We start from the raw sequence: 25,934 nt of genomic DNA, 5'->3' as shown, positions 1-25,934 counted from the left end.
TTTTGCGTCACTTAGATGAAGAAAGTGCTTTCACGACGCTTGAAATGGCGCTGGTGCATAAAGATAAAATCGTTGGGGTTGGGTTGGATTCTTCGGAAAAAGGCCACCCGCCAGAGAAGTTTCAGCGCGTATTTGAAAAAGCATTAGCGGAAGGTTTCTTAACTGTGGCTCATGCTGGTGAAGAAGGGCCTGTGTCGAATATTTATAACAGCTTATCTTTGTTGAAAACCACACGTATTGACCATGGCGTACTTTGCGTTGATGATCCACAACTGGTGCAGCAGTTAGCCGAGCAACGCATTCCACTGACGGTTTGTCCATTGTCTAATCTTAAGCTTAAGGTGTTTGAAACCATGGATGAGCACAATATTGTTGAGCTCTTGCGCCAAGGTTTATGTGTCACCATCAATTCAGACGACCCATCGTATTTCGGCGGCTATATGACGGATAACTTTCTTGCCGTCGCCAATGCTCATAGCATGACGAAACAAGAGTTAGCGCAGTTTACCCTCAATGCGATTGAAGCCAGTTTTGTGGATGATGCGCATAAGCAGCGTATGGTTGATAAAGTGGTGGCGGCGCTAAGCAGTGCAGAATAACCGCGCAGAATCACAGAGCGATAAATCAAAAAAGCGCAGCTTGGGCTGCGCTTTTTCTATTGGACTGGCGTTAAATACCGGAATTCAATGCTAATCGATTACAGATTCCACTCTTGGCCAGTATCTTGAACAACTAGGTGATAATCGGCATCATCATAGCTGACGGTCACATCTAAATAGCCAGTTTCATCACCGTTTTCATCGTATTGCTGCTTGGCAGTAATACTGTCGTAGTCATCAGAAAATGAGATATCCATACTATCTTGATAGGTACTAATCTTTAAACCATCGGCATTATTTTGCAAAACTTCTTCATTTAACGTAAAACTCGAGCCTGAAGCAAGTGAAACATTTTCGAAGTTAACGAATTCAATATCGGAGGAATTACCATATATAGTTATCTCATCATTGCCTTCGCCGCCATCGACAAAGCGGATTTGATCGGCTGATTCTTTCGGTGCTAGCATTGAAGTAAATCGGTCACTGCCGCCGTTTAGTGAGACATTAAACTCGGTATAACTTGAACCTTCAAACTGAACCTCATCATGGTGAGTATCGCTACCTTGAATATTAAACATATTGCTCCACTCGCCATGCTCACCATTACTTTTAGTGGCAATTCTAATCACAGTTTGAGCATCGAAGTCAGTAGCATCGATATCTGCGCGTTTAGCATCAATGATTTCCAACCATAGTTCTTCGGATGCGCCATAAGTCTCTTCATAAGGCATACTGCCTTCAAGATGAATATTAACATCAACAAAATTGTCAATTCTAATGGTATCGCGGCTCTCCATAATGAGGGCCGTATCAGAATCCGGGCCAGTATATTCAATCAAAAGTTCTTTTGCACCATCGGCGTTCCACTCACCATTATTGGTTATATAGGTTGTCGCATAACCATAGTGATCATTGGTATATTTGAGTATCACATCGTCAATTTCCAGAGAACCAACCTGTTCATACGGACTAGAATGATCTATTTCCAGATTATCAAGATCAAATGCATTACCGTTTTCAGCAGTTAGGTTGCTGGCGCTGCCTGTGCCATCGGTATTGGTGGTGCCAAAAATTACGCTCATGGTATTTCCTGTATTAGTTTAATGATTTTCAGATGATTATAGAGAGTTATTTACCAAGGATAGGATGAAATATAAGAGGCTTTTTTTAATGAAATATAACTAGAAATAACGCTGAAGATTAAATGCGATAGTGCCGATGATAGAAGGGGTATTACTAAGGTTTGTTATTAATTAACTTATTGTATGAATGTGTAATTGTGTGGTGAATGTTTCCGTTTTAATAATTAATAATCTGAATTAAATTGTTTTTCATATTTTTATTATTACTAAACCTGTGGGTTAGGCTTTATTCTACTATGGTTGAGATAATTGCAAACAAAAATCCACCCTATTATATTTTTAGCGCAGTTACTGTACTCGGACCAATTTCGAAAAACGTTTTGGATAGCCACTGTTGTAGTAATCGGTTTCGGTGACGCCAAAGTGGCGCTTGGATGACGAGCTATGAATAAAGTGCAGTTTGCCTTTGCCTACTTGGGTAATAATGCCCGCGTGACCAGGACGGCGAGTACTAGGGTCAGTGCCGGTGAAAACGATGATATCGCCCACTTGCGCGTTATCAATCGAGACCGCTTGGTCGTACAGGCTAGGATAGGCAGCGGTGGTACGTGGAATATCGATATCAAAATGGCGATAAACGTATTGAATATAGCCAGAGCAATCAAAACCTTTTGGTGTGCTGCCGCCCCAAATATAGCGAGTGCCAAGATATTTGCGTGCGTAGGAAACCAGTTCTTCGTCAGATAAGCGTTGTTCCGACGGTTGTGATTGGGCAGCGAGTGAGCTTTGCGGTGTCGACTGGGCGTTGTTAACCGGCGCTGAGACTTTGCTACTCGGTAAACTCGCCGAGCTGCAGGCGGCCATTAGACACAGTGGCAGCAATAAAAGAGGTTTGAGCGTCATAATAAATATTGGGTTTCATAAAATGAGAAATAAAATTAACACAGTCGTACTGTAACTGGCTATTCACCTGTGCAAAATTGACACACATCATACAGCCGCAAACATCTGCACAAGCTAGAAGATGCAAAGGGAAGCCCAAAGCATAGGCTTCCCTTTTTTGCTTGGCGTTCAAACGGTGAATTATTGGTGCAGTTTTTCAAATACTGCCACAGACCAAGCTGGCACGCTGAGGAAACCGTCTTCATCGACGCTCGAAGCTAGGCTGTTATAGGCAATCGAATCACTGCCGGCAGCACTTTGGATACTGGATAGCTGGTAATCGCTGGCATCAAAGCCGGCAAAATCCTCCAAGGCATCGGGGCTGGCATTAAGTACCACCAATACACCATCGCGCTCACTGTCTATAGTCGCATCATACAAGCTGGCGCTGTTATCAATACTCATCACAATCACGCCGGGTGTTTGCGTGCTACCAGTATTATGAAATTGCACGCGACGAATGATTTCGCTGCCTTCACCGAGCGAGAATAAGCCGGAGCTGCTTCTTAGCGATACCAGTTCTTGGAAGTAGTCGTCCATCGCCGCGATGTTTGCCGCTTGTGGTGCGGCGTTGTCTCCCGCTTGGCTAAGAATCTCTTCAATCAAACTCCAGTTGGCACTGTCTTTGTCTTCACGCGGCAAACCGACATTCCAATTATTGGTCTGTTTGGTGAAATCGACATAGTTATACCAGTCGCCAGAGTCATAGGAGTCGCGTTGCATCGACTTCGAGCGCAGCAGTTCGCTGCCCATGTGAATAAAGGGGACGCCTTGACCGAGTATCGAGGTGGCGATTGAGAGCGCTTGCATGCGTACGCGAGTTTCAATCGATTGGTCATAGCCAATTTTGTACTGGTTATTGTCCCAAAGCGTTTGGTTATCGTGTTTGGAGACGTAGTTTTGAATCTCCCATGCGTCATCGGCATAACCTGCGGCTTGACCATTGTAATCAAGCTCTTCGCCAGTAATGCTGGCATCGGTGCTGTCGATAAATGGGAACGCTTTAAGGTTACCAGCCATCCCCAGACGCACTAAATCGGCTAGGTGCAGGGCGCTTTGTTTCACGCTGTCTGTTTGGCTATTGAGCTCATTGACGGCGACATAAGCACCATTGCCAAAGCCTTGGTTTTCACGAATGGTATCGCCTTCATCAAATGGGCCGCCGCCGCGTACGGCATCACGCAAGCGATCAGAGAACGAACCTATACCAGTGCCGCCAAGGTTGGCCTGCGACGCTTGGACGAACATGCGATCGTCTGCCACCTCACCAAAGTTCCAACCTTCACCATAAAAGTAGACGCTTGGGTCGATGGCTTGCGCCGCGGTAAGGGTTTGCTGAATCTGCGCCAATGGGTGATGGCCCATTAAATCCCAGCGAAACGCATCGATTTTGTACTGCTCAACCCAAGTGGCAATTGAATCGTCGATGAGTTTGGCAAACATGCGATTTTCCGGCGCTGTGTTTGAGCAGCAAGTCGAGGTTTCCACCGAGCCAGTCAGTTCATTGAGGCGCTGATAATACCAAGGCACGATTTTATCCAGCACAGACTTATCAGACACGCCGGCTTCATTGGTGTGGTTATACACCACGTCCATGACCACATTCATACCGATGTCTTGTTTTATCGACATCACCATCTGACGAAACTCTTTAATACGCGTCATGCCATCGGCATCGCTGGAATAAGAGCCTTCCGGTACGGTGTAGTGATACGGGTCGTATCCCCAGTTGTAGCCGTCAACATCGCGCACATAGCCATTAAGGCGTTGAATAATCGCGTTACTGGAACTGTCTTGCGCTTTGAGACTGGCAAATACCTCTGCCAGCGTATCGGCGCTTGAGCAGTAATTGCCAAGGTCGCTGTCACTGCTGACATCGCTATTGAGTTCGCACAGTTTGCTGAAACTAGCATCGATATTAGCCACTTGGTCCGGATCTTCATTGATGGTCGCAATATCAAATGCTGGCAGTAGGTGTAGGTGGGTCACGCCAGCATCAGACAGCGCTTTAAGGTGTTCAACTGGCACTGAATCCTCTTGGCTAAAGGCGGCGTATTTGCCTCGAGCTGCGATAGCTGTCGATTCATCACGAGCGGAAAAGTCGCGAATGTGCGCTTCGTAGATCACCATTTTGGCTGGGTTATCTTGGCTGTGCGGCGCGGATAAGCTATCCCAATCGGTCGGTTTGAGTTCAGCGCGGCTTAAGTCGACCACTTGGCTGTATTCAGAGTTCATCGACAAGCTTAACGAGTAAGGGTCGGTGACTTGATAAGTCTCTACCTCATCGGTCGCCGGGTGATACACGGTCACTTGATAGCGGTAGTAATCACCATGGCCAAGTTCGGTGTTGTTAAGGTACCAACTGCCAGACGCTTCATCGAAGCTCATGGCTTGGGCGCTTAAGGCGTTTTTATCACTGTCGAAAGGCACTAAGCTGACTGATTGCGCAGTGGGTGCCCACAAGCGAAAACTGGTGCTGCTATCACTATTGACGATGGCGCCATATTGAAGCTGAGTTGCGCTATCGGCATAAAGCGCATCCAAAGCACTGGCAGGTTGTACTTCGGTGGCGAGAATCACGCCAGAGCCATCACTGACCACAGCAATTAACTGATCTTTCAGTAAATCTTTAAGCGATAGATTGGCCGCATCAAAGTCAAAATCAAAGCCGGTGAAGTCGCTACTTAGCTGCGGCTTATTGCTTTGCCAATTGGCAGCGCTTTGCACGCTGGAACTGATGCTACCATCGGCACCCTCGACGCTTTTGGTTTGGCTATTAAAGCTTAGCGCCGCCGTTTGTGAGTAGTACAGAGTCACCGATGTCGCTTCTTGGCTGTTGACCAGCAGCACGCTGTCATCGGCAAAAATCGCGCTGGCGCCAGAAAGCTCAACTTGGTTGCTCGGCTTTTGCGCTAGAGGTTGGTAATACACTTTATCTGTGCCCTTAAAGACGAAACCGATATTGCCGATCGCGGTGGTGTTATCGAATTCAAATTTTAGGTCGGAAGTTTGGTAGTCGCCATTAGACGAGTTGGTCGCAATAAAGTTGACGCAGTTGTCGGTTGAAGTGACCGGAATGTCCCAATACACGCCATAAGTATCACTGCTGCCCGTTGGGGCGATGCCGGGCCAACTGGTGTCGCTGCCGTCATATTCATCACAAGTGTCGTTGTTCCAAAGGTGCAGGGTGAAAAATTGGCTGTCGCCATCTTGGGTGTTGAGATACACCCGCGCGGTATTTGCAGGGATGTCGCCACTTGGAATGAGCTCGGGATACACCGCTTGTACCCCTTGCTGAGTGTAGACGGCGTTATCACTACCCACTTGGTTAAGATCCAACATGGCGTCGTAATCCCCAAGCGGCTTTTCAAGGTCAACACGCGGAATAAAGTTGATGCACTGACTGGCATCATCGTTATATTCCAGCTCCCAATACGCGCCATATTGATCATCTACGCCATCGGGCGTCAGGCCCGTTGACCAGTTCGATGCATCTTCGCTGCTGCCGGAATATGCGGCGCAGTTGTCGTCGTTCCAAACGTAGAGCGAAGCGCCATCGTAGCTGCTACTGTCGCTAGCAAGGGTGGTCGTGTCGCTGCTGGCTTGGTAATAAACTCGAACCGTATTGGTTGTGGTATCACTGCTGGAATCCTCTTGATCGTCAGTGTTGTTACATCCTACAAGTAGAATGGGCACCATCACTGGCATGATGGCTTTGGCGATGGCAGAGAGATGAAATGGTTTCACGTCGGCTTTCCTTATCATTGTTATTTATCGGAAAAATACTAATGACATCGGATATTTACAGATTGTGAGGCGGTTCATTAAAGATATTTCATAATGCTAAAAAAGTGCTGAAGTATGCTGTGGTCACGCTTGGTAGGGGTAAAAACCGTCTGAAGCTGTCTCATTTTTGGGTTGCAATGTAAATAATTGTGGCTTTGAAGCGATTTTTGACATCGCGCTCAAGGTTAGAGAACGCTAATCAAACGTGACAGGGCTACAAAAGCGGAAACCGATCACAGTAAACAGCGGCCTTATTTAGATTCCAGAAATAAGGCAGCGAAACACTACAAGTGTTGGTTAGAGAATAAGCGAATCAATCGCTTAATAAGCACTGAACAGACGCTGGTGGAGGCGCTGGGCATGGACGTCGGTCATGGCCGAAATGTAATCGGAAATCACGCGTATTCTTGCACCATCGGTATCGCAGGCGAGCCATTCGCCGCGGGTTTGCTCAGGAAGCAGGCGCTCCGCATTAGGGCTTAACGCATCAAATAGGTCCATGATGATCTGCTGACCGCGGTACTCCACAATCTGGATTTCAGGAATTTGGATCACTTGCTGACTGACAAATTGCTTAAACACTTCCAGTGCATCGGCCATATGTGGTTCGAGATAGGCATTAAACGCCAGTAAATCACTATCAAATGGCGCATCGACGGGTTTGACGTGGATCGACGTCAATAGTGCGTTAACGATGCCACCAATCGCGTCTTTGCGCTGGTGGTGCTTACCGGAGAACAACATATCGCTAATCGAGGTAATGTGTTGCTCAAACCATGGCGCACCGATATCCACGAGTTTAGTCGCAACGTGCTCTTGCCATTGATTACGGCTAATCAGCCCCATGACGATGGCGTCTTCAAGATCGTGAACGCCGTAGGCGACGTCATCGGCCAGCTCCATAATCGAGCAATCGAGGGATTTAAAGCGCGTTAGGTTGTGACTGGTTTGCGGATTGTCATTGTGGCGAAATTCGCTCAGTCGCGCTTTATCTTGGCTGCTTAATGGCTCTAACACCCATTCAAACAATGCGTTATCGACATCATACAAGCCTTTCGCCGGCATCCATTCGTGAGCGTTGAGATGACGTTGATGCAACAGGGCTTGCGGCAGAGTTTTAGCACGAGCACGGCTAAGCAGCGCCGGGTATTTGATCAAACCAAGCAGAGTGCGACGGGTTAAGTTCATGCCGTAGTGCTCAGTATAAGGCTCGAGTTGGGTCACGATACGAAACGTTTGCGCATTGCCTTCAAAACCGCCGTGTTCACGCATCATATAATTGAGGGCGATTTCGCCGCCGTGACCATAAGGCGGATGGCCGATGTCGTGGGCCAAACACAGTGAGTCAATCAAACTGTCGCTAGGGAGTAAGGTGCGAAACTCCGGCTGCTTCTTTTTGATCTGCGCGACAATGCCGGTGCCAAGCTGCGCCGCTTCTAAGGAGTGCGTCAGCCGCGTGCGGTGAAAATCGCTGTCCGCAGCGCCGTGGACTTGAGTTTTTGACTGCAGGCGTCGAAACGCCGCCGAGTGAAGAATTCGAGCTCGGTCACGGTGATAAGGGCTGCGATGGTCATCGCGGCGGATTTTGTGTTCATCATCGTGGCGTTGTTGCCATAACGGGCTGATATCGAACGTCACCTAGCTCTCCTTAGTGTTTTTTCTTACTCTACAAAGCGTTAACTGATTTCGTCCAGTGATAACTCAAAACTTGGCGCAAAAGTATTGAGAAAGTAGTCCATTTCATCACTCCAACGCTGTTTGAGTGTGACATCAAGACGCTTTTTCGCCAGCGCGTATTCATGATTGCCCGCGCTTAACTCTTCTAGACATTTCAAATACGCGCAGATGCAATCTGCTTGTTTGACGATATCCGCGTCATCAGAATTTGCTTCGTGCGCTAATAAGAACGGCGCAAAGTCCTGCTGAAACTCTTGTGGCAGCATCGACAGCAATTTCTGCTCAGCGGCTGCTTCAATCTTCTTATATTCTTTGGCGATGTCTGGGTTGTAATATTTAACCGGAGTGGGTAAATCGCCAGTCAGCACTTCGCTGCTGTCGTGGTACATCGCAAGAATCGCCACACGTTCAGGGTTGAGATTGGCACCGAATTTCTTATTTTTGATCAGCGCCAATGCGTGGGCGACAAACGCCACTTGCAGGCTGTGCTCAGAGACATTTTCTTTGGAAATCGAGCGCATCAACGGCCAGCGTTGAATCAGTTTCATGCGCGCGAGGTGAGCGAAAAAGTGGCTTTGTTTCATGGTCATCGGCTTCCTATCTGATTGCATCACTAAAGTGATGGGCAAAGAACAACGTGCGATTTTCCATCGCCTGAATTGCACAGAGACAAAAACGGGCGCACTTCTCATTGTAGAAAAGTGCGCCCGTTTAGCCTATCACGTTAAGCGAGTCGCGATAATAAGTTCTTCGCCGTCGGCAGTTATTGGCGATACGTCGCTAAGAAGCGTTCAAAACGGCTGATGGCGATTTCTAAGTCTTCAACGTGCGGTAAGGTCACGATACGGAAGTGATCCGGTTTGGGCCAGTTAAAGCCAGTGCCTTGAACCAAAAGCACTTTTTCTTGAACCAGAAAATCAAACACCATTTTTTGGTCATCAACAATGTTGTACTTTTTGGTATCAATTTTCGGGAACAGGTACATGGCGCCTTTGGGTTTAACACAGGAAACGCCAGGGATTTGGTTGATCATTTCCCACGCTTTGTCACGCTGCTCAAGCAAACGACCGCCAGGCAAAATCAACTCGTTGATACTTTGGTAGCCGCCGAGCGCAGTTTGAATCGCGTGTTGCATTGGTACGTTGGCACACAAACGCATCGAGGCGAGAATATCGAGGCCAGCAATGTATTTTTGCGCGACGTGTTTTGGACCGGTTAAGAACATCCAACCGCTGCGAAAACCGCACACGCGATACGCTTTCGATAAGCCGTTAAAGGTCACGACCAATACGTCTTCGGTCAGCGAGGCCAACGGTGTGTGCGTTGCACCGTCGTAGAGAATTTTGTCGTAAATTTCGTCGGCAAAAATAATCAGGTCGTTTTGGCGTGCAATTTCAATCACTTCAAGCAAAAAGTCACGGCTGTATACGGCGCCCGTTGGGTTATTCGGGTTAATCAGCACAATACCGCGGGTATTTGGAGTGATTTTGCGTTTGATGTCGTCGAGATCTGGGTACCAGTCGGACTCTTCATCACACATGTAATGCACCGCATTACCGCCTGATAGGGCAACCGAGGCTGTCCACAGTGGGTAATCAGGTGCTGGAACCAACATTTCGTCGCCGTTATTGAGCAGTGCTTGCATCGCCATCACGATAAGCTCAGACACGCCGTTGCCGATATACACATCTTCGACATCGAGTGAGCGAATGCCTTTGCGTTGGTAGTGTTGCACCACTGCTTTACGGGCTGAATAAATGCCTTTTGAGTCGACATAACCTTGCGAAGTAGGAAAGTTACGAATGACATCGACCAAAATCTCGTCCGGGGCGTCAAAGCCGAAAGGGGCGGGGTTTCCGATGTTGAGTTTTAGTATTTTATGCCCTTCTTCTTCCATGCGTTTAGCATGTTTGAGTACAGGTCCCCTAATGTCATAGCAGACATTATCGAGTTTTGACGACATCCCGATATTTTGCATTACTTTTTACCTGTTTATTTTACGATTCCTTTATTAATCTACACCTAAATGCGGTTTTTTAGAATAAAAAACTACGCTAAGTGATTATTTTTTATTATGTAAATGTGATTATTATTTAACCGTTAAATAAAAGGCGCAGGAATATCCTTGATTTAAGAAAGGTCTATAAATAGAGTAATCATCTTACCACCGCAAAGCGCGAAACTTACGAGGTTGATTTGCCATACTTTCATCAAGCCGTTAGCGCACTGATCCAACGCATCGAAAGAGCCAGTGCCGGCGCGAATCGCCTGATTCAAAATATCGAACAGGCGCCTGATTTTTCGTTTATCGATTGGCTTGAAGCCCAGCCCATTTTTCCTAAATTCTATTGGCAATCTCGTGATGGACGTGAAACAGTCGTTGCATTAGGCCAGTTATACACCTTTACCGATCCACTTCCTGCTTACGCCATTTTAGCCGAAGGCCAACGGGTGTGGGGCGGGCGATCATTTGATGGTCAAACCGACAAAAACCGCCGCTGTATGGCGTCGTTTTTCTTTCTGCCGCAGATAGAACTGATTTGCCAAGATGACGAATATTCTCTGGCGGTGAATTTGACGTCGGATATCAACCGCACGCTAGCCAGCTTAAAAAAACTGCAGCATCAGGTGGCGCCGCAGCCTGCTTTGCAGCATCAAGTCAAGCACATGAGCCATACTCCAGAGCGCGAGCAATGGGGTAAATTGGTTGACAAAGTGCTGGCCGGCATTGAGCAGCAAGCCTTTAAAAAAGTGGTGTTAGCGCGGCGTACCACCGTCGAGCTTGATGCGCCGCTGAGCGCTGCTGGGTTACTGAAAGCCAGTATTGCGAAAAACCGCGACAGTTTTCATTTTCTGCTCGCGCTCGATCAAACTCACTGCTTTATGGGTTCGACGCCAGAGCGTTTGTATCAGCGTCAAGGCGCTGAGCTGTATACCGAAGCATTGGCTGGTACGAGCGGGCGCGGTGAAACCGCTGAGCAAGATCAGGCGCTCGCCAACTGGCTTAGCCACGATGACAAGAATCTCAATGAAAACCAGTATGTGGTGGATGATATCGTTGAGCGTTTGACTCCGCACTCGTTGGATGTCGATGTTGAAGCTAAGCCGCAACTGGTTCGCCTGCGCAAAGTGCAGCATTTGAAACGCCGCATTCATGCGACGTTAAAGCCCGGAATCAATGGCGTGCAACTGCTTAGCGCTCTACAGCCTACCGCGGCGGTTGCAGGCCTGCCACGCGATGCTTCGATGGCGTTTATTCGTGAAAATGAACCATTTGCACGTGGCTGGTACGCTGGCTCAATGGGTTATATCAGTCACCGCGAAGCGCAGTTGTGTGTGGCGATTCGCAGTGCCTTAGTTGTAGAACAAAGTCTCCACCTATTTGCAGGAGCTGGCATAGTGCCGGGTTCGATTGCAGAGCATGAGTGGCAAGAGTTGGATAGAAAGATGTCGACATTATTATCACTCATCAATCAGTATTCGCCGCTTGGTGTGGCGTCATGAGCGCCCAGCAAGCCACATTAAACCGTATTTGGGCGCAAACTGTTTTAGAAGAATTGGCGCGTTTTGGCGTTCAAGATGTATGTATTGCGCCGGGCTCCCGCTCGACGCCTTTGGCGCTGGAAGCGAAAGCGCAGGCGAAGTTTACTCTGCACACTCACTTTGACGAGCGTGGGCTAGGTTTTCTGGCTCTTGGCATAGCAAAGCAAAGCCAGCGCCCCGTTGCGGTGATCGTCACCTCTGGTACAGCGGTGGCAAATTTGCTACCTGCCACTGCTGAATCGGGGTTGACGGGGGAGAAATTGGTGCTGCTCACCTCAGATCGTCCAATTGAATTGGTTGGCTGCGGTGCAAACCAAGCGATTAACCAGCAAGGCATCTTTTCAACTCATGTCACGCAAAGCGTCAATCTGCCAAGTCCATCGACGTCGCTGCCATTAAACTGGTTGCTCACCACCGTCGATGAGGCGCTGTATCAGCAACAGCGTGTTGGCGGCGCGATTCAGATTAATTTCCCATTCCCAGAACCGCTTTATTCAGACCATGACTTGAGCCCATTTAGCACGTATCTCAACGCGATTGCGCGCTGGCAGCAAAGTGAGGCGCCCTATACGCGTCAAATCGTCGGCCAAACGCCTACGCCAAGTCTTGATAGCCATCTATTCACTCAGCGCGGCGTGATCATTATTGGCAGTGTTAGCCTTGCTGAGGCACAAAAGGGCTTGGCATTAGCAAAACAGTTAGGTTGGCCGGTGCTGTGCGATCCACAAAGCGGCGTGAGCAGTGAGTGGGCGCATTTTGATTTGTGGCTTCAGCATCAAACCGGGCGCGAACTACTTAACCGCGCGCAGTGTGTGATTCAACTGGGTAGTCGTTTGGTATCCAAACGTTTGGGTCAATGGCTCGCATCGCTCACCAATCGCGATGTCGAATACGTGTATGTCTCGCCGCATCTCGAACGCAATAACCCAGCGCACCTGATTCAAACCCATGTGCAAGCCGAGATAGGCACTTGGCTGGATGACACATTGACCAGTTTAGCCGCCAGCAGCGAAGCGCCAAACCGTTGCTTGGCATTTGGCTGGGCGGATTCACTGAAGCCGCTGGTGGCAAGCATCAATGCGATGATCAAAGACTTTACCGCCGAGGCATCACTGACGGAAATCGCGGTCGCGGTGAGCGCAAAACATTTACCGCAAAACACCAATGTGTTTGTCGGCAACAGTTTATTTGTTCGCCTGCTGGATATGTTTGCGACATGGCCTGAGCTTGAGGTGTTCACCAATCGCGGCGCCTCAGGTATTGATGGGTTGGTAGCCACCGCCTCGGGCGTGCAGCGCAGTCAATCACAACCGCAAGTGGTCTTTATTGGTGATACCTCGCTCTTATATGACTTAAACTCGTTGGCGCTGATGCGCGCGCCGCAGGCGCCAGTGGCGATTGTGGTGCTTAATAACGACGGCGGGGCGATTTTCGATCTGTTGCCTGTACCGAGCGAGCAACGCGAAGCCTTGTATCAAATGCCGCATGGTTTGCATTTTGAACATGCGGCGCAGCAATTTGGTTTGGCTTATTGTAAACCCGATAGCCTGAGCGACTACCAGCAACTCCTCAGTGAGCATTTAAGCGCTGGGCAAGGGACGCTGATCATTGAAGTGGTCACGCCGCCTGAGCAAGCCGCGCAGCATATTAAGCAGTTGATGGGCAAAGTGAATGCTCTTTAGTCACTATCATGCGTCTAGCAGCGACTCTCAGCAACCAGTGGTGGTGTTTTTACACGGCTTATTGGGCAGCGGTGAAGATTGGCAAGGCTGTTTAGAGGCGCTTGACGGCGTGAATTGTTTAACCATCGATCTTCCCGGGCATGGCAACAGCCACGCCATTGATGGAAAAAGTTTTGACCACTGCTGCGAATTGGTGGTGCAAAGCATTCAATCAAAAGTCAGTCGTAACACGCCGATTTTATTGGTGGGTTATTCCCTTGGCGCAAGAATCGCCATGTACGGCGCTGCGTTTGAACGCTTTAACACGCTGAACTTACGCGGGCTGCTGATCGAAGGCGGCAACTTTGGTTTAACCGACGAGGCGCAGAAAAACGCCCGTTGGCAACATGATAGCGCTTGGGCGCAGCGGTTTAAAAATGAACCCATCGGCCAAGTTTTAGACGACTGGTATCAGCAAGCGGTATTTAGTTCATTAAATTATGCGCAAAGACAAACATTAGTTGAGAAACGTAGTGCTAACCTTGGCGCAGCGATTGCAAATATGTTGCTAAGTACCTCATTAGCGAAACAGCCGTACTTATTGACACAGTTAGCAGGTCAAAAACTTGCAGCACATTATATCTGTGGCATAAAAGACACTAAGTTTTCTGCAATGGCAGAGCACAGCGGGTTGTCTTTTAGTCAGGTTAAAGACGCCGGGCATAATGTTCACCACGAGCAGCCTAAAGCGTTCGCCAACCTAGTTTTACATCACCTTCAAGCCGTTTCAGAGGCTTGAGTCAGCAAAGAGAATAACCATGGCAATGACAGTAGGCATGACAGAAGAAGAGCTTTACGCTCCTGTTGAATGGGCGGATCACAGCGCAGAATATGAAGATATTCACTATCAAAAATCGCCAGATGGTATTGCGAAAATTACCATAGCGCGTCCGCAAGTTCGTAATGCATTTCGCCCTCAAACCGTCAAAGAAATGATTCACGCTTTAGCCGATGCGCGTTACGATGAGCAAGTCGGTGCGATTATTTTAACCGGGCTTGGTGAAGATGCGTTCTGCTCAGGCGGTGACCAAAAGATTCGTGGCGATTATGGCGGCTATAAAGATGATAGTGGTACGCACCATCTCAATGTATTGGATTTTCAACGTCAAATTCGTACCTGTCCAAAACCAGTTATCGCATCGGTCGCCGGTTGGGCTGTGGGCGGTGGTCATGTGCTGCACATGATGTGCGATTTAACTATCGCGGCTGAAAATGCCAAATTTGGTCAAACTGGGCCAAAAGTCGGTTCCTTTGACGGCGGATGGGGTGCATCCTATATGGCGCGCATCGTGGGCCAGAAGAAAGCACGTGAAATTTGGTTCTTGTGCCGTTTCTACGATGCCAAAGAAGCCTTGGATATGGGATTAGTCAATACGGTTGTGCCGCTGGCGGAGCTTGAAAAAGAAACCGTGCGCTGGTGTCGTGAGACTCTGCAACATAGCCCAATGGCGCTGCGCTGCTTGAAAGCGGCCCTGAATGCCGACTGTGATGGTCAAGCGGGTCTACAAGAGCTTGCTGGAAACGCGACCATGATGTTCTACATGACCGATGAAGGCCAAGAAGGTCGTAACGCGTTTAATGAAAAACGTCGTCCAGATTTCAACAAGTTCCCGCGTAACCCTTAAGGGGCGCGTCGCAAGGCATTCGCTCGTCCGTGGCTGATGGAACAGTCACGTCGACTCTTTACAAGGATGATTGAACCGTTGTGGTTTTTGATGCTCTAAGCGCGTATAAGCTGCAATGGTTCGTTTAATGGGGTAAGAACAGAGATGAAATCAGCCAAACTGTACCGCTATCGACTCCCAATGGATAGTGGTGTCATTTTGCGAGACAACAAATTGGTGGAGCGAGTCGGCTATATTGTCGAGCTGCATCGAGATGGGGATGTGGGGCGAGGTGAAATTGCCCCTTTGCCGGGCTTTAGTTTAGAAGACCTTGATCAGGCGGGCGCCCAGGCCCAAGAGATGGCCCAGCTGTGGGTTCGTGGTGATGACCTTGATCTGGAATCCATGTTTCCGAGCGTGGCGTTTGGGTTATCCATGGCGATGCTTGAACTTGAGCAAGGTCTACCACTTGATGGCAATCATCGCAGCGCGCCGCTGTGTTATGGCGATGCGGATGACTTAATTCCAGTGTTGAGTACTTTATCTGGCGAGTGCGTCGCGAAGCTGAAAGTTGGCCTGTATGAGCCGATTCGTGACGGCATGTTGGTCAATGTGCTGCTTGAAGCGGTGCCAAACTTAATGTTGCGTCTTGATGCCAACCGCGCCTGGACGCTTGAAAAAGCGCAAAAATTTGCCAGTTATATCGCACCTTCACGCCGTCAGCGTATCGCCTTTATCGAAGAGCCATGTAAGCACCCCGGTGACAGTTTGTCGTTTGCCATTAATACCGGTATTGCGATTGCGTGGGATGAAACTTTGCAAGAGGGCGTGCGCGATGAAGAGTTCAGTTTGGAAGATTTGACTGGCGTAAAAACCATCGTGATCAAACCGACGCTGATCGGTTCGATTTTGCGCTGCATTACTCTGATTAAGCGCTCGCGCGACCTCGGCATTCAACCCATTATTAGCTCGAGTCTTGAATCCAGCCTTGGCTTAAATCAACTCGCACGTTTATCAAGATGGCTGTTGCCAAATGTCACGCCAGGGCTTGATACCATGCAGCTATTTAAAGCGCAGCTCGAAGTCCCTTGGCCAAACAGTGATTTGCCATTAGAGCGTCTAGAGCAGCAAGAACTTGTGTGGCAGTCGTGAGTCTTTTTCAGCAAAACCCGATTCAATACTGGGCTCAGCAGAGCCCTTTTTCTATTGCATTAAAAACTGCGCGCGGTGACTACACCTGGGCGCAAGTTGCCGAGCAAGTTGAGCGCTGCGCTTTGCTACTCGCCAAGCAAGGTGTGGTCGAGGGCAGTGTCGTGACTCTGGTGGGGAAAAACTCGCTTGAGATGTTGTGGTTAATGCTTAGCTGTTTTCGCCTAGGCGCCATCAGCGCGCTGACCATGCCGCAGCCAGCTGCTGCGCTGCAAATTAAGCTCAATACCCTTTATCGAGCAGACAGTCGCCAGTTTGTTTGGCTCGACAGCGGTATTGATACGACGGTGGCGCCAAGCATTCAGTTGGATCAATACATTGAGACCAAAAACGGCGAGGGCGCGACCGAGGTCAGCTACGACGCTGAGCGTTTGGCGACACTGGTCTTTACCTCTGGTTCAACTGGTCAGCCCAAAGCGGTTGCTCACACTCATGGCCAGCATCTCGCTTCGGCGCAGGGACTGCTGGCGCAATTTCACTTTCAGCCCTCAGATACTTGGCTACTTAGCCTTCCTATGTATCATGTGTCTGGCTTGTCGATTGTTTATCGCTGGCTTTACGCGGGAGCGTGTTTGAAGTTTGCCAGTGGCGATCTGGCGAAGGATATTCAAGGCGTAACTCACGCCTCATTAGTGCCGACTCAGCTTCAGCGCCTGTTTGATGAGGCAACGCCTCTGAGCTTAACCCACGTATTGCTTGGCGGCAGCCATGTGCCGGTGAGCTTGGCGAACCAAGCCAAGCTGCAAGGGGTGAACACTTGGATTGGCTATGGCATGACCGAAGCGGCGTCGACCGTTACTGCCAAGCCAGTGAACGACTCTTCCGGTGCTGGGCAAGTTCTGGCTAATCGCCGAGTGACGCTGCGCGGCGAGCATATTTTGATTGGCGGCGCTACGTTAGCGCGCGGCTATTTTTATCAAGGCAAGCTGCGCTCTTTGCGCGGCGATGATGGCTGGTTTGAAAGTGGTGACTTAGGACGCTGGCAAGACGATGAACTGCACATTATTGGCCGCGCCGATAATCTGTTTATTTCCGGCGGTGAGAACATTCATTGCGAAGAGATTGAAGCGGTGCTCAATCGTCATGCGCAGATACGCCAAGCGTTTGTGGTCCCGATTAAGGATGCTCAATATGGCGCGCGACCCGTCGCTATCATTGATGCCGATAGCTTGCCTAGTCCGCAGTCATTGAGTGAGTTTTTGGCGCCGTATCTGGTGAAATTTAAACATCCGGATCACTATTTTTTGCTGCAACAAGAGTTCAAATCAACTGGGATTAAAGTATCGCGTCAGCAGCTAAAACAGTGGCTTCAGGCGACAACAGACTTTGCAGTTATGTCTTAGTTCAAAAGCGAATTTGTATTGATATAACTTCCTATCATAATAGTGAGCGATATAGGTAAGTTATGGATATATGAAAAATGAAACTTACAATGATTGGCGCCGTGCTTTTGCAACTGTTACTCGCAAGCTTAACTCAAGGTTTACCGCGTTCTTTGGCGGAATTAACCGCCTTTGTGCTGCTGGTGGCACTGGTATTAAGCGGCGCCAAACCAAAGCCAAATGCCCATCACTGATATAGAACCCAAGTCAGTGACGCGATAGAAATCACTACCCACAAACTCACACCTAAAATCAATGGCTTGCTGCCTGCTGCTTTGATCTTGTCTAGTGAAATACCACATCCAATCAAAAACAAACACACCACAAGCGCACGCTTTGCCAGTGCAAAAATGCTTTGATAATAGTCAGAAAATTGCGGCAGTTGGTCGCTAATACCAATCGCAGCGCAGTAGAAAAAGATAAAGTACGGCAGCACCCATTTTTTGTTTTTGCTGCCAAAGGCGAGGGCACTTATCAAGGTGACCGGAATGATCCACAGCGCGCGAGCCAGTTTCAGTGTTGTGGCTGTTGTTAAGGCTTGCTCGCCATAGGCTGAAGCTGCGCCAACCACCGATGAGGTGTCGTGAATTGCCACCGCCGCCCAAGTGCCAAATTGAGTTTGACTGAGCCCAAGCGCATGACCGATAACCGGAAACACAAATAGCGCTACTGAGTTGAGCACAAAAACCGTCGCTAATGCCAAACCAGTCTGGTCATCTTTGGCGTTAATCGCAGGCGAAACTGCCGCGATGGCGCTGCCGCCGCAAATCGCGGTGCCAGCAGAAATCAGATAACCGGTGCGCAGGTTGATATTCAGCCATTTCGTCAATAGTACGCCCAGCAGCAAGGTGCCGAAAATCGTGGTAATAATCAGGCCAATGCCGTGACTCGTGACACTCAAAGCTTGCTGAAAGGGAATGCCGAAACCAAGGCCGACAATCGAGTAGGCAAGCAGTTTTTTGGTAATTTTTGCGAGTGGAACTTGGCGTGGAACCCAGCCAATCGCGCTCAGTAGAAATCCGACGACCAGCGCGGAAGGAGAATTGGCATAAGGGGTTAAGCAGTAACCCAAACCGAGCACAAATGGAATAAAGTGAATGTTACGAGACATGAAATCGAACGCCAGTAATGGAGAAACCCAAGTAGTTGAGAAACTTAGTGTAACAAAGCTGCGTTAAATTACTGTCTGATTATTTTAAACAAGCGTTCAGTTTTTCTTAACGAAGGCTCGCGTTTTCACTGCCGCGAGCCCATTTCGCTATTCACAACTATCCACAATTACCCACAACACGGCACGTAAGCGAGGTTGTTTTCGATTATTGCCAATCGCCGCGTAGCGCTTTAACTTGCTGCTGCATCGATTCTGTCGTAGCGATGTCTGGCAAAACAGGGGCTCCGGCTTCGATTTCAATTCGCGACCAGAAACGGTTCGGTAGACCGCAACAAGCTGTGCCTTTTTGGCGGCTAAAATAGCTGCCCCATAAGCCTTTGATGGCCATTGGAATTACGGGGACTGGGCTGCGTTTTAAAATGATGTCCATGCCGCGCATAAAATCGTGGATCTCACCATCAGGAGTTAACCTTCCTTCAGGGAAAATACACACGATGTGGCCGTCACGTAGGGCCTGTTCAACATCATTAAACGCGCGGCGAATTGATCCTTTACGTTTTGCGCAAATCGGAATAACCCCTGCACGTTTTAAGAAGCGTCGCACTGGTGGGTAATTGGCGTAATCTTCTTCCATCACGAAGCGGATCAGTCGCGGGCATACGGCGCTTAACAGCAGCGCGTCCATATAACTGACGTGGTTACATACTAATAGCGCGCCGCCTTGCTCTGGTAAGTTATGCAAATTCTTATGCTTAACGCGATACAAACTGTGGGTGAGCAGCCAAACTAAAAAGCGCACCACAAAAATCGGCACACTGAAAAAAAGCAGCGCTGTGACCACTAAATTCATCAACGCCAGCAATAAAAATAATTGTGGAATCGACATCTTTAGCAGGCTCAAACACACAATACCAAGCACAGCGCTAGCGACCATAAACAGCGAGTTATAGATATTAAGCGCGGCGACCACTTGAGCACGTTCGCTCTCTTTGGAACGCTGCTGCATCATAGCGTACAGGGGAACAATAAATACGCCGCCTGATGCGCCGAGTAATAGCAAATAGATAAAGGTAGGCCAGAGCTGAGTATCAGTGACGAACTCGTGAAACGACAAATAGTTAGGCAAAGAATCGGGTACCGATGAGGCCATTAAAGCGCCGAAGATGGTGATGCCCAGCGAGCCAAGTGGAACGATACCAATTTCGATTCTGTGATTGGAAATTTTATCGCAGGCCAGTGAACCCACCGCGACACCAATCGAAAACAGCGCCAACAGAAACGAGACCGCACTTTCATTACCATGCAGATAGAGCTTAGTGAAGTTGGGGAACTGAGTTAAGTATGTGGCGCCAAGGAACCAAAACCAGCTGATGGCCATTAACGACCAGAATACTGCGCGATCGGATTTGGCAATTTTCAACGTATGGCGGGTTTGTGACCACGGCCGCCATTTGAATACGAGTTCAGGAGCGCTGGCTGGCGCTTTAGGAATAAAACGGCTGGCGAGATAGCCGAGCACGGCAAACAGCACCACACAACCTGCGGCGATATATTTGGCTTGATCTGCTGAGGCAATCACCCCCGCTCCTAGTGTACCGAGTAAAATGGCCAGAAATGTGCCTGTTTCTACGAGAGCGTTACCTGGCACGAGCTCATGTTGTTTGAGCTGTTGAGGAAGCAGGGCATATTTGACGGGGCCAAAAAACGCCGATTGGGTGCCCATTAAAAACAGCAGCAGCAATAAAATCAGATAGCTTTGGGTGATGAAGCCGATGGCGCCAAGCATCATGATGATGATTTCGGCCAATTTTACTTTACGAATAAACGCGGATTTTTCGTACTTATCGGCCAAAACGCCGGCGGAGGCGGAAAACAAGAAAAACGGCAAAATGAACAAGCCAGCGGCGAGGTTGATAAACAGGTTACTTGAAATAGAAAGGGTATCGACACTGGCAAACGCAACCAATAATAACAGCACGTTCTTAAAAATATTGTCGTTGAATGCGCCTAAGAATTGAGTTGCAAAATAGGGGAAAAAACGCCTCTGCGTCAGTAACGATTTGGGTTGCTTAGCCATCTCTCGTCCTTGAGTTACCACTGCCTTAAATAATTGCTGAGCAAATTTTCAATCAGCTCTTTACCGTTAACGGGTTCGGCGGCAAAAAATTTGTCATCCACGCTTAATAGGGTGATACCGTGAACGCCAGACCATAATACTCGGCTAGCTTTAAGCACTTCACTACTGGAGCGATTGGGTCCGAGCATGCGCAGCAAACCTTCAAGCATGCTGGTCATCTTTTCAATCCGAGTCGCTTGCCATTCTGGCAGCGCCTCACCATTCATGTTGTGTTCGAAAATCAGTTGCCAGCGATAAGGATTCTTCTTGGCAAAATCGTGATAGCAGTAGGCAAGTTCATACAGGGCAATACTTGGGTCAGTCTGCTTTGAGGTGACTTTCTGGGCTTCTTTTGCGAGGTCATCAACCGTTTGCGCGACCACATGCAGTAGCAATAGATTGTAATTGCCGAAAACATTCACCAGTGTACTGGGAACATAACCGATCATATTGGCTATCTTACGTAGGCTAAGCTCGTGATAAGAGTGATGATTGAGAAAGGTTTTTACCGTATTGAGTGTCAGAGCGATCAACTCTTCCCTTGTGTGATCGTTTCTTCTTGCCATGGTCCGAAATCGTTAATGAACAACGTTCAATATAGTAAAGACCGCGTAGTGTAAGCGTCAAGGCGTAGTGTCTATTATTTGCAATATTCTGATACATCTATCCAGAAACAAGCGGTTTTATTCAGTGTTTGATCTGGTTATGATGGCTGCGATTATGGATTATTCTAAGGAATCACATGAAACGTCTTTTTACTTTTGTGGCTCTGTTAATGGTGGCGGTAGTCAGCGTACCGCACGCAGAAGCGCGCAAATTGGGTGGTGGTAAGTCATTTGGTAAGGTGTTTAAAACCGCACCTGCGCCGAAGCAGACAACCACAAACACCAGTTCTGTTGGCAGTAACAAAGCGACAACCAATCCAACGTCAAGCAAAAAAGGCTTGATGGGTGGTCTTTTAGGCGGTTTGCTCGCGGGTGGTCTGCTTGCCGCATTCTTTGGCGGGGCGTTTGAAGGTATCCAGTTTATGGATATTCTTATCATCGGCTTGATTGCTTACTTTATCTTCCGCATGATGCGCGGCACGCTCGCTGCCAAACAGGGCAGTATGAATCAGAACCAGCATCAACCGGCTTTTGGCGGTCATCAACGTACTTATGAGCAGCCTAATGTGCACAACTTCGAACAGCCTCAAACGGTGGGGGCAAGTGGCTTTGGCGCCAAGCCTGAAGTTCCACACAATTATCCGCCAGGGTTTGATCAAGCCGCGTTCGTCAACGGTGCGCGTGAACATTATCGTATTTTGCAAGGCGCTTGGAACTTCAATCAGCTAGATACGATTCAAGAGTATGTTTCAGAAAGTTTATTTGAAGACCTTAAGCAAGAGCGCGCCAAGCTGGATGGCGACCAACATACCGATGTGATGTACGTAGATGCGGAAATTGTTCGCGCCGATTACGATGCCAACAAAGCGCAGTTGAGCCTCCAGTTCAGCGGCCGCTATGCCGATTCAGTTGAAGGTATCGAAGAAGACATCACCGATATCTGGCATTTAGAACGTGATTTAACCGTACCAAACGCACCTTGGTTAGTTGTGGGTATTCAAGGTTAGAAATATTGGCTAATCAATACGTTATAAAAAACGCTTCACTCGCATGTGAAGCGTTTTTTTTTGCGTCTCAACATGAATAACGCGCGGCTTCAGGCTATGATGAGGACAAGTCTTCACTCTAATACTAAGGAAGTAATGTGGCTGATTTCAAATATAAACAACTCAACCAGCAGCAACAGGACCAACTCGATGCCGCGGTGTTCCGCCGTTTACTCGAACATCTTGATAATAATAAAGATGTGCAAAATATCGATCTGATGATATTGGCCGGGTTCTGCCGAAACTGTTTCAGTAAATGGTATCAAGCAGAAGCCGATCAACAAGGGCTAAATATTGATATCGATGACGCACGTGAGCGCGTTTATGGTATGACTTACCAAGAGTGGAAAGAGAATCATCAACCGCCAGCTACGCCGGAACAGCTCGCAGCGTACGAAGCGAAACAGAAAGGGTAAACTCAATTCTTATCAGGATGTCTAACGTTAAAGCCACGAGTTTCTAAAACTAGGTTAAGAAACTCGTGGCTTGATACCGTGATTCTTGGCTACATACGTCAATTTAATTTTTTTTGCGACAAATCTATGCCTTTATTATGACGAGTTGGGTGTGAAAAGCTGACCGAAGACTTAGGGTACAGAATTAATACTAGGTCTAGTTACCAGTATTCTATCGAAACTATAGATTTTTTTTATGTTTCTTATGGTGTTACAGCAATTGTTATTATTCAGTAAATAATCGAGGGTTTGGTATTTATTGACTACTTAACTTATATTGATTTGTTCGTTTTTACTAATCTTATTTGAAATTTAAATTAATTATTTTAAATACAATTTGATGGTAAATGTATTTATTTCTGAAATATTATTCCCATTTGCAAGACTATAGGTCTTATTAACCTTGGTTTGTCTGACTTTATATTTCGTTTATGTTTAATAAAAGGGCTTTATCTAGATTCAACAGGCCTTATTGAAATATGAAAAAACGAAATTTAAAAGTCGATACGCTGCGCGGATTGGCTTGTATTATGTTGGTGGCATACCACGTGATTGGCGATAGCTCGGGTAGCGGTTTGAAAATCGACAGCGGTTGGTACCGGCAGATTAACGACACATTTGCTTATGTACGTATGCCGCTATTCACTTTTATTTCTGGCGTAGTCTATGCCTATCGACCATTTAACGGCGATTTCGTACGTTTTTTAAAAGGCAAATTTAATCGCGTTTTGGTCCCCATGCTGACTCTTGGTACGTTATTCGCAATAGTACAATCTTTAACACCAGGCGCGAATGGTGGTGATTTTAACTGGAAACTTTTGCATATTATTCCAGTGGCACATTTTTGGTTTGTTGAAGCAATATTCATCATTTTTGTGATTGTGTCTGTGCTTGAATATATGAAGTTATTATCTAAGCCTTTAACTTATTTGATGGTTTACATATGTGCTTCCGCTATATTTCTGACACATGTAACTGTTCCTTATTTTTCGATTCAAGGAGCAGCCTATTTGATGCCTTATTTCCTAACTGGCTTGGCGGTGCAACGTTTTAATTTATTAGACAAAATTCCATCTTATGTTGGCGGGGCAATGGCACTTGGAGTGCTATTATATTTGACCGCAATTATGTTCGGTTATTTCGAATTGGATGGCCGTACGTCGCTACAAGGGCTGATATGTGGTGCGGTATTCTGTACTGGTGCGTTAGCGCTGGGAGCTGAAAGCGAATCACTTGCGCGCATTGGTTACTACTCATTTACCATTTATTTGCTGCATGTATTCTTTACTTCTGCGGTGCGAATTTTTATGTACAAACTTGGTATCACCAACGTTCATGCGGTTTTCTTAATGGCTTGGATTGCCGGTATTTTTGGCCCTATCATTGCAGAAATTGTGCTTGATGGTACTAACTTTACCCGTCAGTACTTACTTGGTAAGCGTAAAGCCGAAAGCAAAGATCTTTGGATCAGTCGCTTCGCTTCAAAAACCAATAACTAATCAATTTGAATCAGTGGCTTGAGTGGAGTTAAGTCGATAATCGGTTTGGTTCTGATACTCGAAGGCGCAGCAAATAATAGAAACGGCTCAAAATGGGCCGTTTTTATTTTGTCCAAATTTATTAACTGATTAAGTGCGTAGAATCGGCTTACGTATTGACGCGACTCACTGGGCAACGGTAGGTCACTAAATTGACGAGTATTGCTTTGGCCTATGGCGCGCGCCAACCTTCCTTCTCCGGCATTGTAGGCGGCTAACGTCAGTGAGATGTCGCGATCAAATTTGCGATACAAAAATGCCAAATATTGCAGCGCGGCATGAGTACTGCGTTTGGGATCTAAGCGTTCATCCTGCTGATGATTGATGATCAGCCCAAACCGTTTAGCTGTGGCGGGCATTAATTGCCAAATGCCTTTCGCGTTGGCGTGTGATACCGCATTTGGGTCTAGCGAAGATTCGAGCATCGGAATAAACGCCAGGTTTTGCGGCAAACCTAACTGATTGAGCTGTTTGATCACATCGTTAATAAAAGGCGCGAATTCTAGCATACGCTGCTCAATTTGCGCTTGGTAAGGGGAAAGCGTGGCGTGCGCGGCGGCGAGGTTTTGCGCGCTGGGTAAGTTAGCGCTTAAGGCAGTCGTGTTTACGCAGAGATGAATTAACAGTGCTGCCGACAGGTTACAAGCAACGCGCTTTAAGTACGGCAGCATTTAACCCTTACCAAGCGTTAAGCTCTTGATAGGTGTGCTGTTCTGGTTGGAAAATCTGCTTCATCAACTCATGGAAAGAGGCAGAGCTTTGGCCATTATCGTGATTTAATTGCTGGCAATGCTGAATCAGGCTTTGCAGTTTCGCCCACTGTTTTAGAATGCCGGGCTTAATCGGTGCGGGTAGGGCATTAAGTAGACGATTTGCCCCTTGCTCATTCACTGGCAAATTAAGCATTTTCATGCAGTTGCTGCGAGTGGCTGCCGATTGGTTAAGTTCTTCAAGCAAAGGGTTAAGCTGGTTTAAATTTGCGTCTAATGCCGCGCCGTCAAATTGCAAATAAAGGGGTTTTTGAGCTTTAAGCAGTTGCGCGAGTTGTTGATAGCGTTGAATATCTGCTCGTATCGTGCCAACAAACTGCTGCGCTAATTGCGTTTTGTTTGCGTTCATTGTCCCCTCCAATTGGTCGTTATGACTAAAAACCGCGTAAGGTTACGCGGTTTTTAGTGAGTAGAGTGTTACGATTCATGCCCAGTATGGAACTGCATGATGGCATGGGAGAGCGCCTTGGTATCGAGTTTAATTTCGCCTTTTACCAATGCGTCTTTGACTTTTTCAACTTTCGCCATATCCACATCCGGAAGCTTGGCCATCTCGGCTTGCGCTCGCTCGATCGCCGCGGTATTTGCGGTCATAGTCGCTTTGGGCACCGCTTTTAATTCCGGGGCACTTCGCACTGTACTGCTAGACTGGCTGAAACTGGTTTGAGGGACGTGTCCGCCCGAAACTTTGTCAATTTTCATCTGTCGTCTTACTTAATTGAGCCATTGTTACCATTAATAAACGACT

At 47.8% G+C, this 25,934-nt stretch carries 23 protein-coding genes; 11 read left to right on the top strand and 12 right to left on the bottom strand.

Annotation, left to right across the window (positions count from 1 at the left end):
• Positions 1-599 (top strand): adenosine deaminase family protein (locus tag BLS03_RS05555; RefSeq protein ID WP_143015596.1); only part of this gene is annotated, 599 nt, incomplete at its 5' end.
• 98 nt (positions 600-697) lie between these two features.
• Here BLS03_RS05555 and BLS03_RS05550 read toward each other — a convergent pair.
• The 6 genes from BLS03_RS05550 to BLS03_RS05525 form a co-directional block, all read right to left on the bottom strand.
• Complete coding sequence (locus BLS03_RS05550) at positions 698-1,681, bottom strand: hypothetical protein (RefSeq protein ID WP_093270560.1); 984 nt, start codon at positions 1,679-1,681, stop codon at positions 698-700.
• Between the two features lie 348 nt (positions 1,682-2,029).
• Complete coding sequence (locus BLS03_RS05545; protein WP_093270557.1) at positions 2,030-2,584, bottom strand: C40 family peptidase; 555 nt, start codon at positions 2,582-2,584, stop codon at positions 2,030-2,032.
• Positions 2,585-2,764: 180 nt separating this feature from the next.
• Positions 2,765-6,331 carry a pullulanase-type alpha-1,6-glucosidase gene (gene pulA / locus BLS03_RS05540; RefSeq protein WP_425445097.1) on the bottom strand — a complete coding sequence of 1,189 codons (3,567 nt, stop codon included), beginning with the start codon at positions 6,329-6,331 and terminating at the stop codon, positions 2,765-2,767.
• Positions 6,332-6,730: 399 nt separating this feature from the next.
• Positions 6,731-8,047, bottom strand: coding sequence for an anti-phage deoxyguanosine triphosphatase (locus tag BLS03_RS05535; RefSeq protein ID WP_093270551.1), 1,317 nt, complete (start codon positions 8,045-8,047; stop codon positions 6,731-6,733).
• 38 nt (positions 8,048-8,085) lie between these two features.
• Entirely contained in the window at positions 8,086-8,670 is a 585-nt protein-coding gene (gene yfbR / locus BLS03_RS05530) for a 5'-deoxynucleotidase (protein ID WP_093270580.1), read from the bottom strand.
• A gap of 179 nt (positions 8,671-8,849) precedes the next feature.
• Positions 8,850-10,064 carry a pyridoxal phosphate-dependent aminotransferase gene (locus BLS03_RS05525; protein ID WP_093270548.1) on the bottom strand — a complete coding sequence of 405 codons (1,215 nt, stop codon included), beginning with the start codon at positions 10,062-10,064 and terminating at the stop codon, positions 8,850-8,852.
• Positions 10,065-10,324: 260 nt separating this feature from the next.
• Here BLS03_RS05525 and BLS03_RS05520 point away from each other — a divergent pair, with 260 nt between their 5' ends.
• The 7 genes from BLS03_RS05520 (at position 10,325) to BLS03_RS25630 (ending at position 17,739) form a co-directional block, all read left to right on the top strand.
• Positions 10,325-11,590 carry an isochorismate synthase gene (locus BLS03_RS05520; RefSeq protein ID WP_425445096.1) on the top strand — a complete coding sequence of 422 codons (1,266 nt, stop codon included), beginning with the start codon at positions 10,325-10,327 and terminating at the stop codon, positions 11,588-11,590.
• A complete protein-coding gene (gene menD / locus BLS03_RS05515; RefSeq protein ID WP_093270542.1) occupies positions 11,587-13,311 on the top strand; it encodes a 2-succinyl-5-enolpyruvyl-6-hydroxy-3-cyclohexene-1-carboxylic-acid synthase in 1,725 nt (574 codons plus the stop codon). Before BLS03_RS05520 ends, menD begins: the two co-directional genes overlap by 4 nt.
• Positions 13,301-14,089 (top strand): 2-succinyl-6-hydroxy-2,4-cyclohexadiene-1-carboxylate synthase, encoded by a 789-nt coding sequence (gene menH, locus BLS03_RS05510; RefSeq protein ID WP_093270540.1) that lies wholly within the window; start codon positions 13,301-13,303, stop codon positions 14,087-14,089. Before menD ends, menH begins: the two co-directional genes overlap by 11 nt.
• 19 nt (positions 14,090-14,108) lie before the next feature.
• Positions 14,109-14,975, top strand: a complete 867-nt coding sequence (menB, locus tag BLS03_RS05505; RefSeq protein ID WP_093270537.1) for a 1,4-dihydroxy-2-naphthoyl-CoA synthase — start codon at positions 14,109-14,111, stop codon at positions 14,973-14,975.
• A gap of 144 nt (positions 14,976-15,119) precedes the next feature.
• Positions 15,120-16,106: an o-succinylbenzoate synthase gene (gene menC / locus BLS03_RS05500; protein WP_093270534.1), complete on the top strand. Its 987-nt coding sequence runs from the start codon at positions 15,120-15,122 to the stop codon at positions 16,104-16,106.
• Positions 16,094-17,506, top strand: coding sequence for an o-succinylbenzoate--CoA ligase (gene menE / locus BLS03_RS05495; RefSeq protein ID WP_093270531.1), 1,413 nt, complete (start codon positions 16,094-16,096; stop codon positions 17,504-17,506). The genes menC and menE overlap by 13 nt, the downstream gene beginning before the upstream one ends.
• 77 nt (positions 17,507-17,583) lie before the next feature.
• Positions 17,584-17,739: a hypothetical protein gene (locus tag BLS03_RS25630; RefSeq protein WP_176765528.1), complete on the top strand. Its 156-nt coding sequence runs from the start codon at positions 17,584-17,586 to the stop codon at positions 17,737-17,739.
• On the opposite strand, the gene BLS03_RS05490 is transcribed toward BLS03_RS25630, so the two are convergent.
• The 3 genes from BLS03_RS05490 to BLS03_RS05480 form a co-directional block, all read right to left on the bottom strand.
• On the bottom strand, positions 17,733-18,656 hold the full coding sequence (locus BLS03_RS05490) for a YeiH family protein (protein ID WP_093270528.1): 924 nt from the start codon (positions 18,654-18,656) through the stop codon (positions 17,733-17,735). The genes BLS03_RS25630 and BLS03_RS05490 overlap by 7 nt on opposite strands.
• A 205-nt stretch (positions 18,657-18,861) precedes the next feature.
• Positions 18,862-20,733 carry an MFS transporter gene (locus BLS03_RS05485; RefSeq protein WP_093270525.1) on the bottom strand — a complete coding sequence of 624 codons (1,872 nt, stop codon included), beginning with the start codon at positions 20,731-20,733 and terminating at the stop codon, positions 18,862-18,864.
• A 14-nt stretch (positions 20,734-20,747) separates the two neighbouring features.
• A complete protein-coding gene (locus BLS03_RS05480) occupies positions 20,748-21,338 on the bottom strand; it encodes a TetR/AcrR family transcriptional regulator (protein WP_093270522.1) in 591 nt (196 codons plus the stop codon).
• A gap of 176 nt (positions 21,339-21,514) precedes the next feature.
• On the opposite strand from BLS03_RS05480, the gene BLS03_RS05475 reads away from it, so the two are divergent.
• From BLS03_RS05475 to BLS03_RS05465, 3 genes are all read left to right on the top strand, one after another.
• A complete protein-coding gene (locus BLS03_RS05475; RefSeq protein ID WP_093270519.1) occupies positions 21,515-22,384 on the top strand; it encodes a Tim44 domain-containing protein in 870 nt (289 codons plus the stop codon).
• A gap of 137 nt (positions 22,385-22,521) precedes the next feature.
• Positions 22,522-22,839: a DUF1244 domain-containing protein gene (locus BLS03_RS05470; protein WP_093270516.1), complete on the top strand. Its 318-nt coding sequence runs from the start codon at positions 22,522-22,524 to the stop codon at positions 22,837-22,839.
• Positions 22,840-23,357: 518 nt separating this feature from the next.
• Entirely contained in the window at positions 23,358-24,377 is a 1,020-nt protein-coding gene (locus tag BLS03_RS05465; RefSeq protein ID WP_093270513.1) for an acyltransferase family protein, read from the top strand.
• On the opposite strand, the gene BLS03_RS05460 is transcribed toward BLS03_RS05465, so the two are convergent.
• The 3 genes from BLS03_RS05460 to flgM all read right to left on the bottom strand — a co-directional run bounded on the left by BLS03_RS05460 (position 24,374) and on the right by flgM (position 25,888).
• The gene (locus BLS03_RS05460) at positions 24,374-25,087 is read right to left on the bottom strand and encodes a lytic transglycosylase domain-containing protein (RefSeq protein ID WP_093270510.1); all 714 of its coding nucleotides are present in this window, start codon (positions 25,085-25,087) and stop codon (positions 24,374-24,376) included. The two genes, BLS03_RS05465 and BLS03_RS05460, sit on opposite strands and share 4 nt — an antisense overlap.
• 7 nt (positions 25,088-25,094) lie before the next feature.
• Positions 25,095-25,535, bottom strand: coding sequence for a flagellar protein FlgN (locus tag BLS03_RS05455; protein ID WP_093270507.1), 441 nt, complete (start codon positions 25,533-25,535; stop codon positions 25,095-25,097).
• Between the two features lie 68 nt (positions 25,536-25,603).
• Entirely contained in the window at positions 25,604-25,888 is a 285-nt protein-coding gene (gene flgM / locus BLS03_RS05450; RefSeq protein ID WP_093270504.1) for a flagellar biosynthesis anti-sigma factor FlgM, read from the bottom strand.
• Positions 25,889-25,934: the final 46 nt, after the last annotated feature.

Source organism: Vibrio xiamenensis, assembly GCF_900100015.1.
Classification (GTDB): domain Bacteria; phylum Pseudomonadota; class Gammaproteobacteria; order Enterobacterales; family Vibrionaceae; genus Vibrio; species Vibrio xiamenensis.
This window is presented reverse-complemented; position numbering and strand designations above follow the sequence as displayed.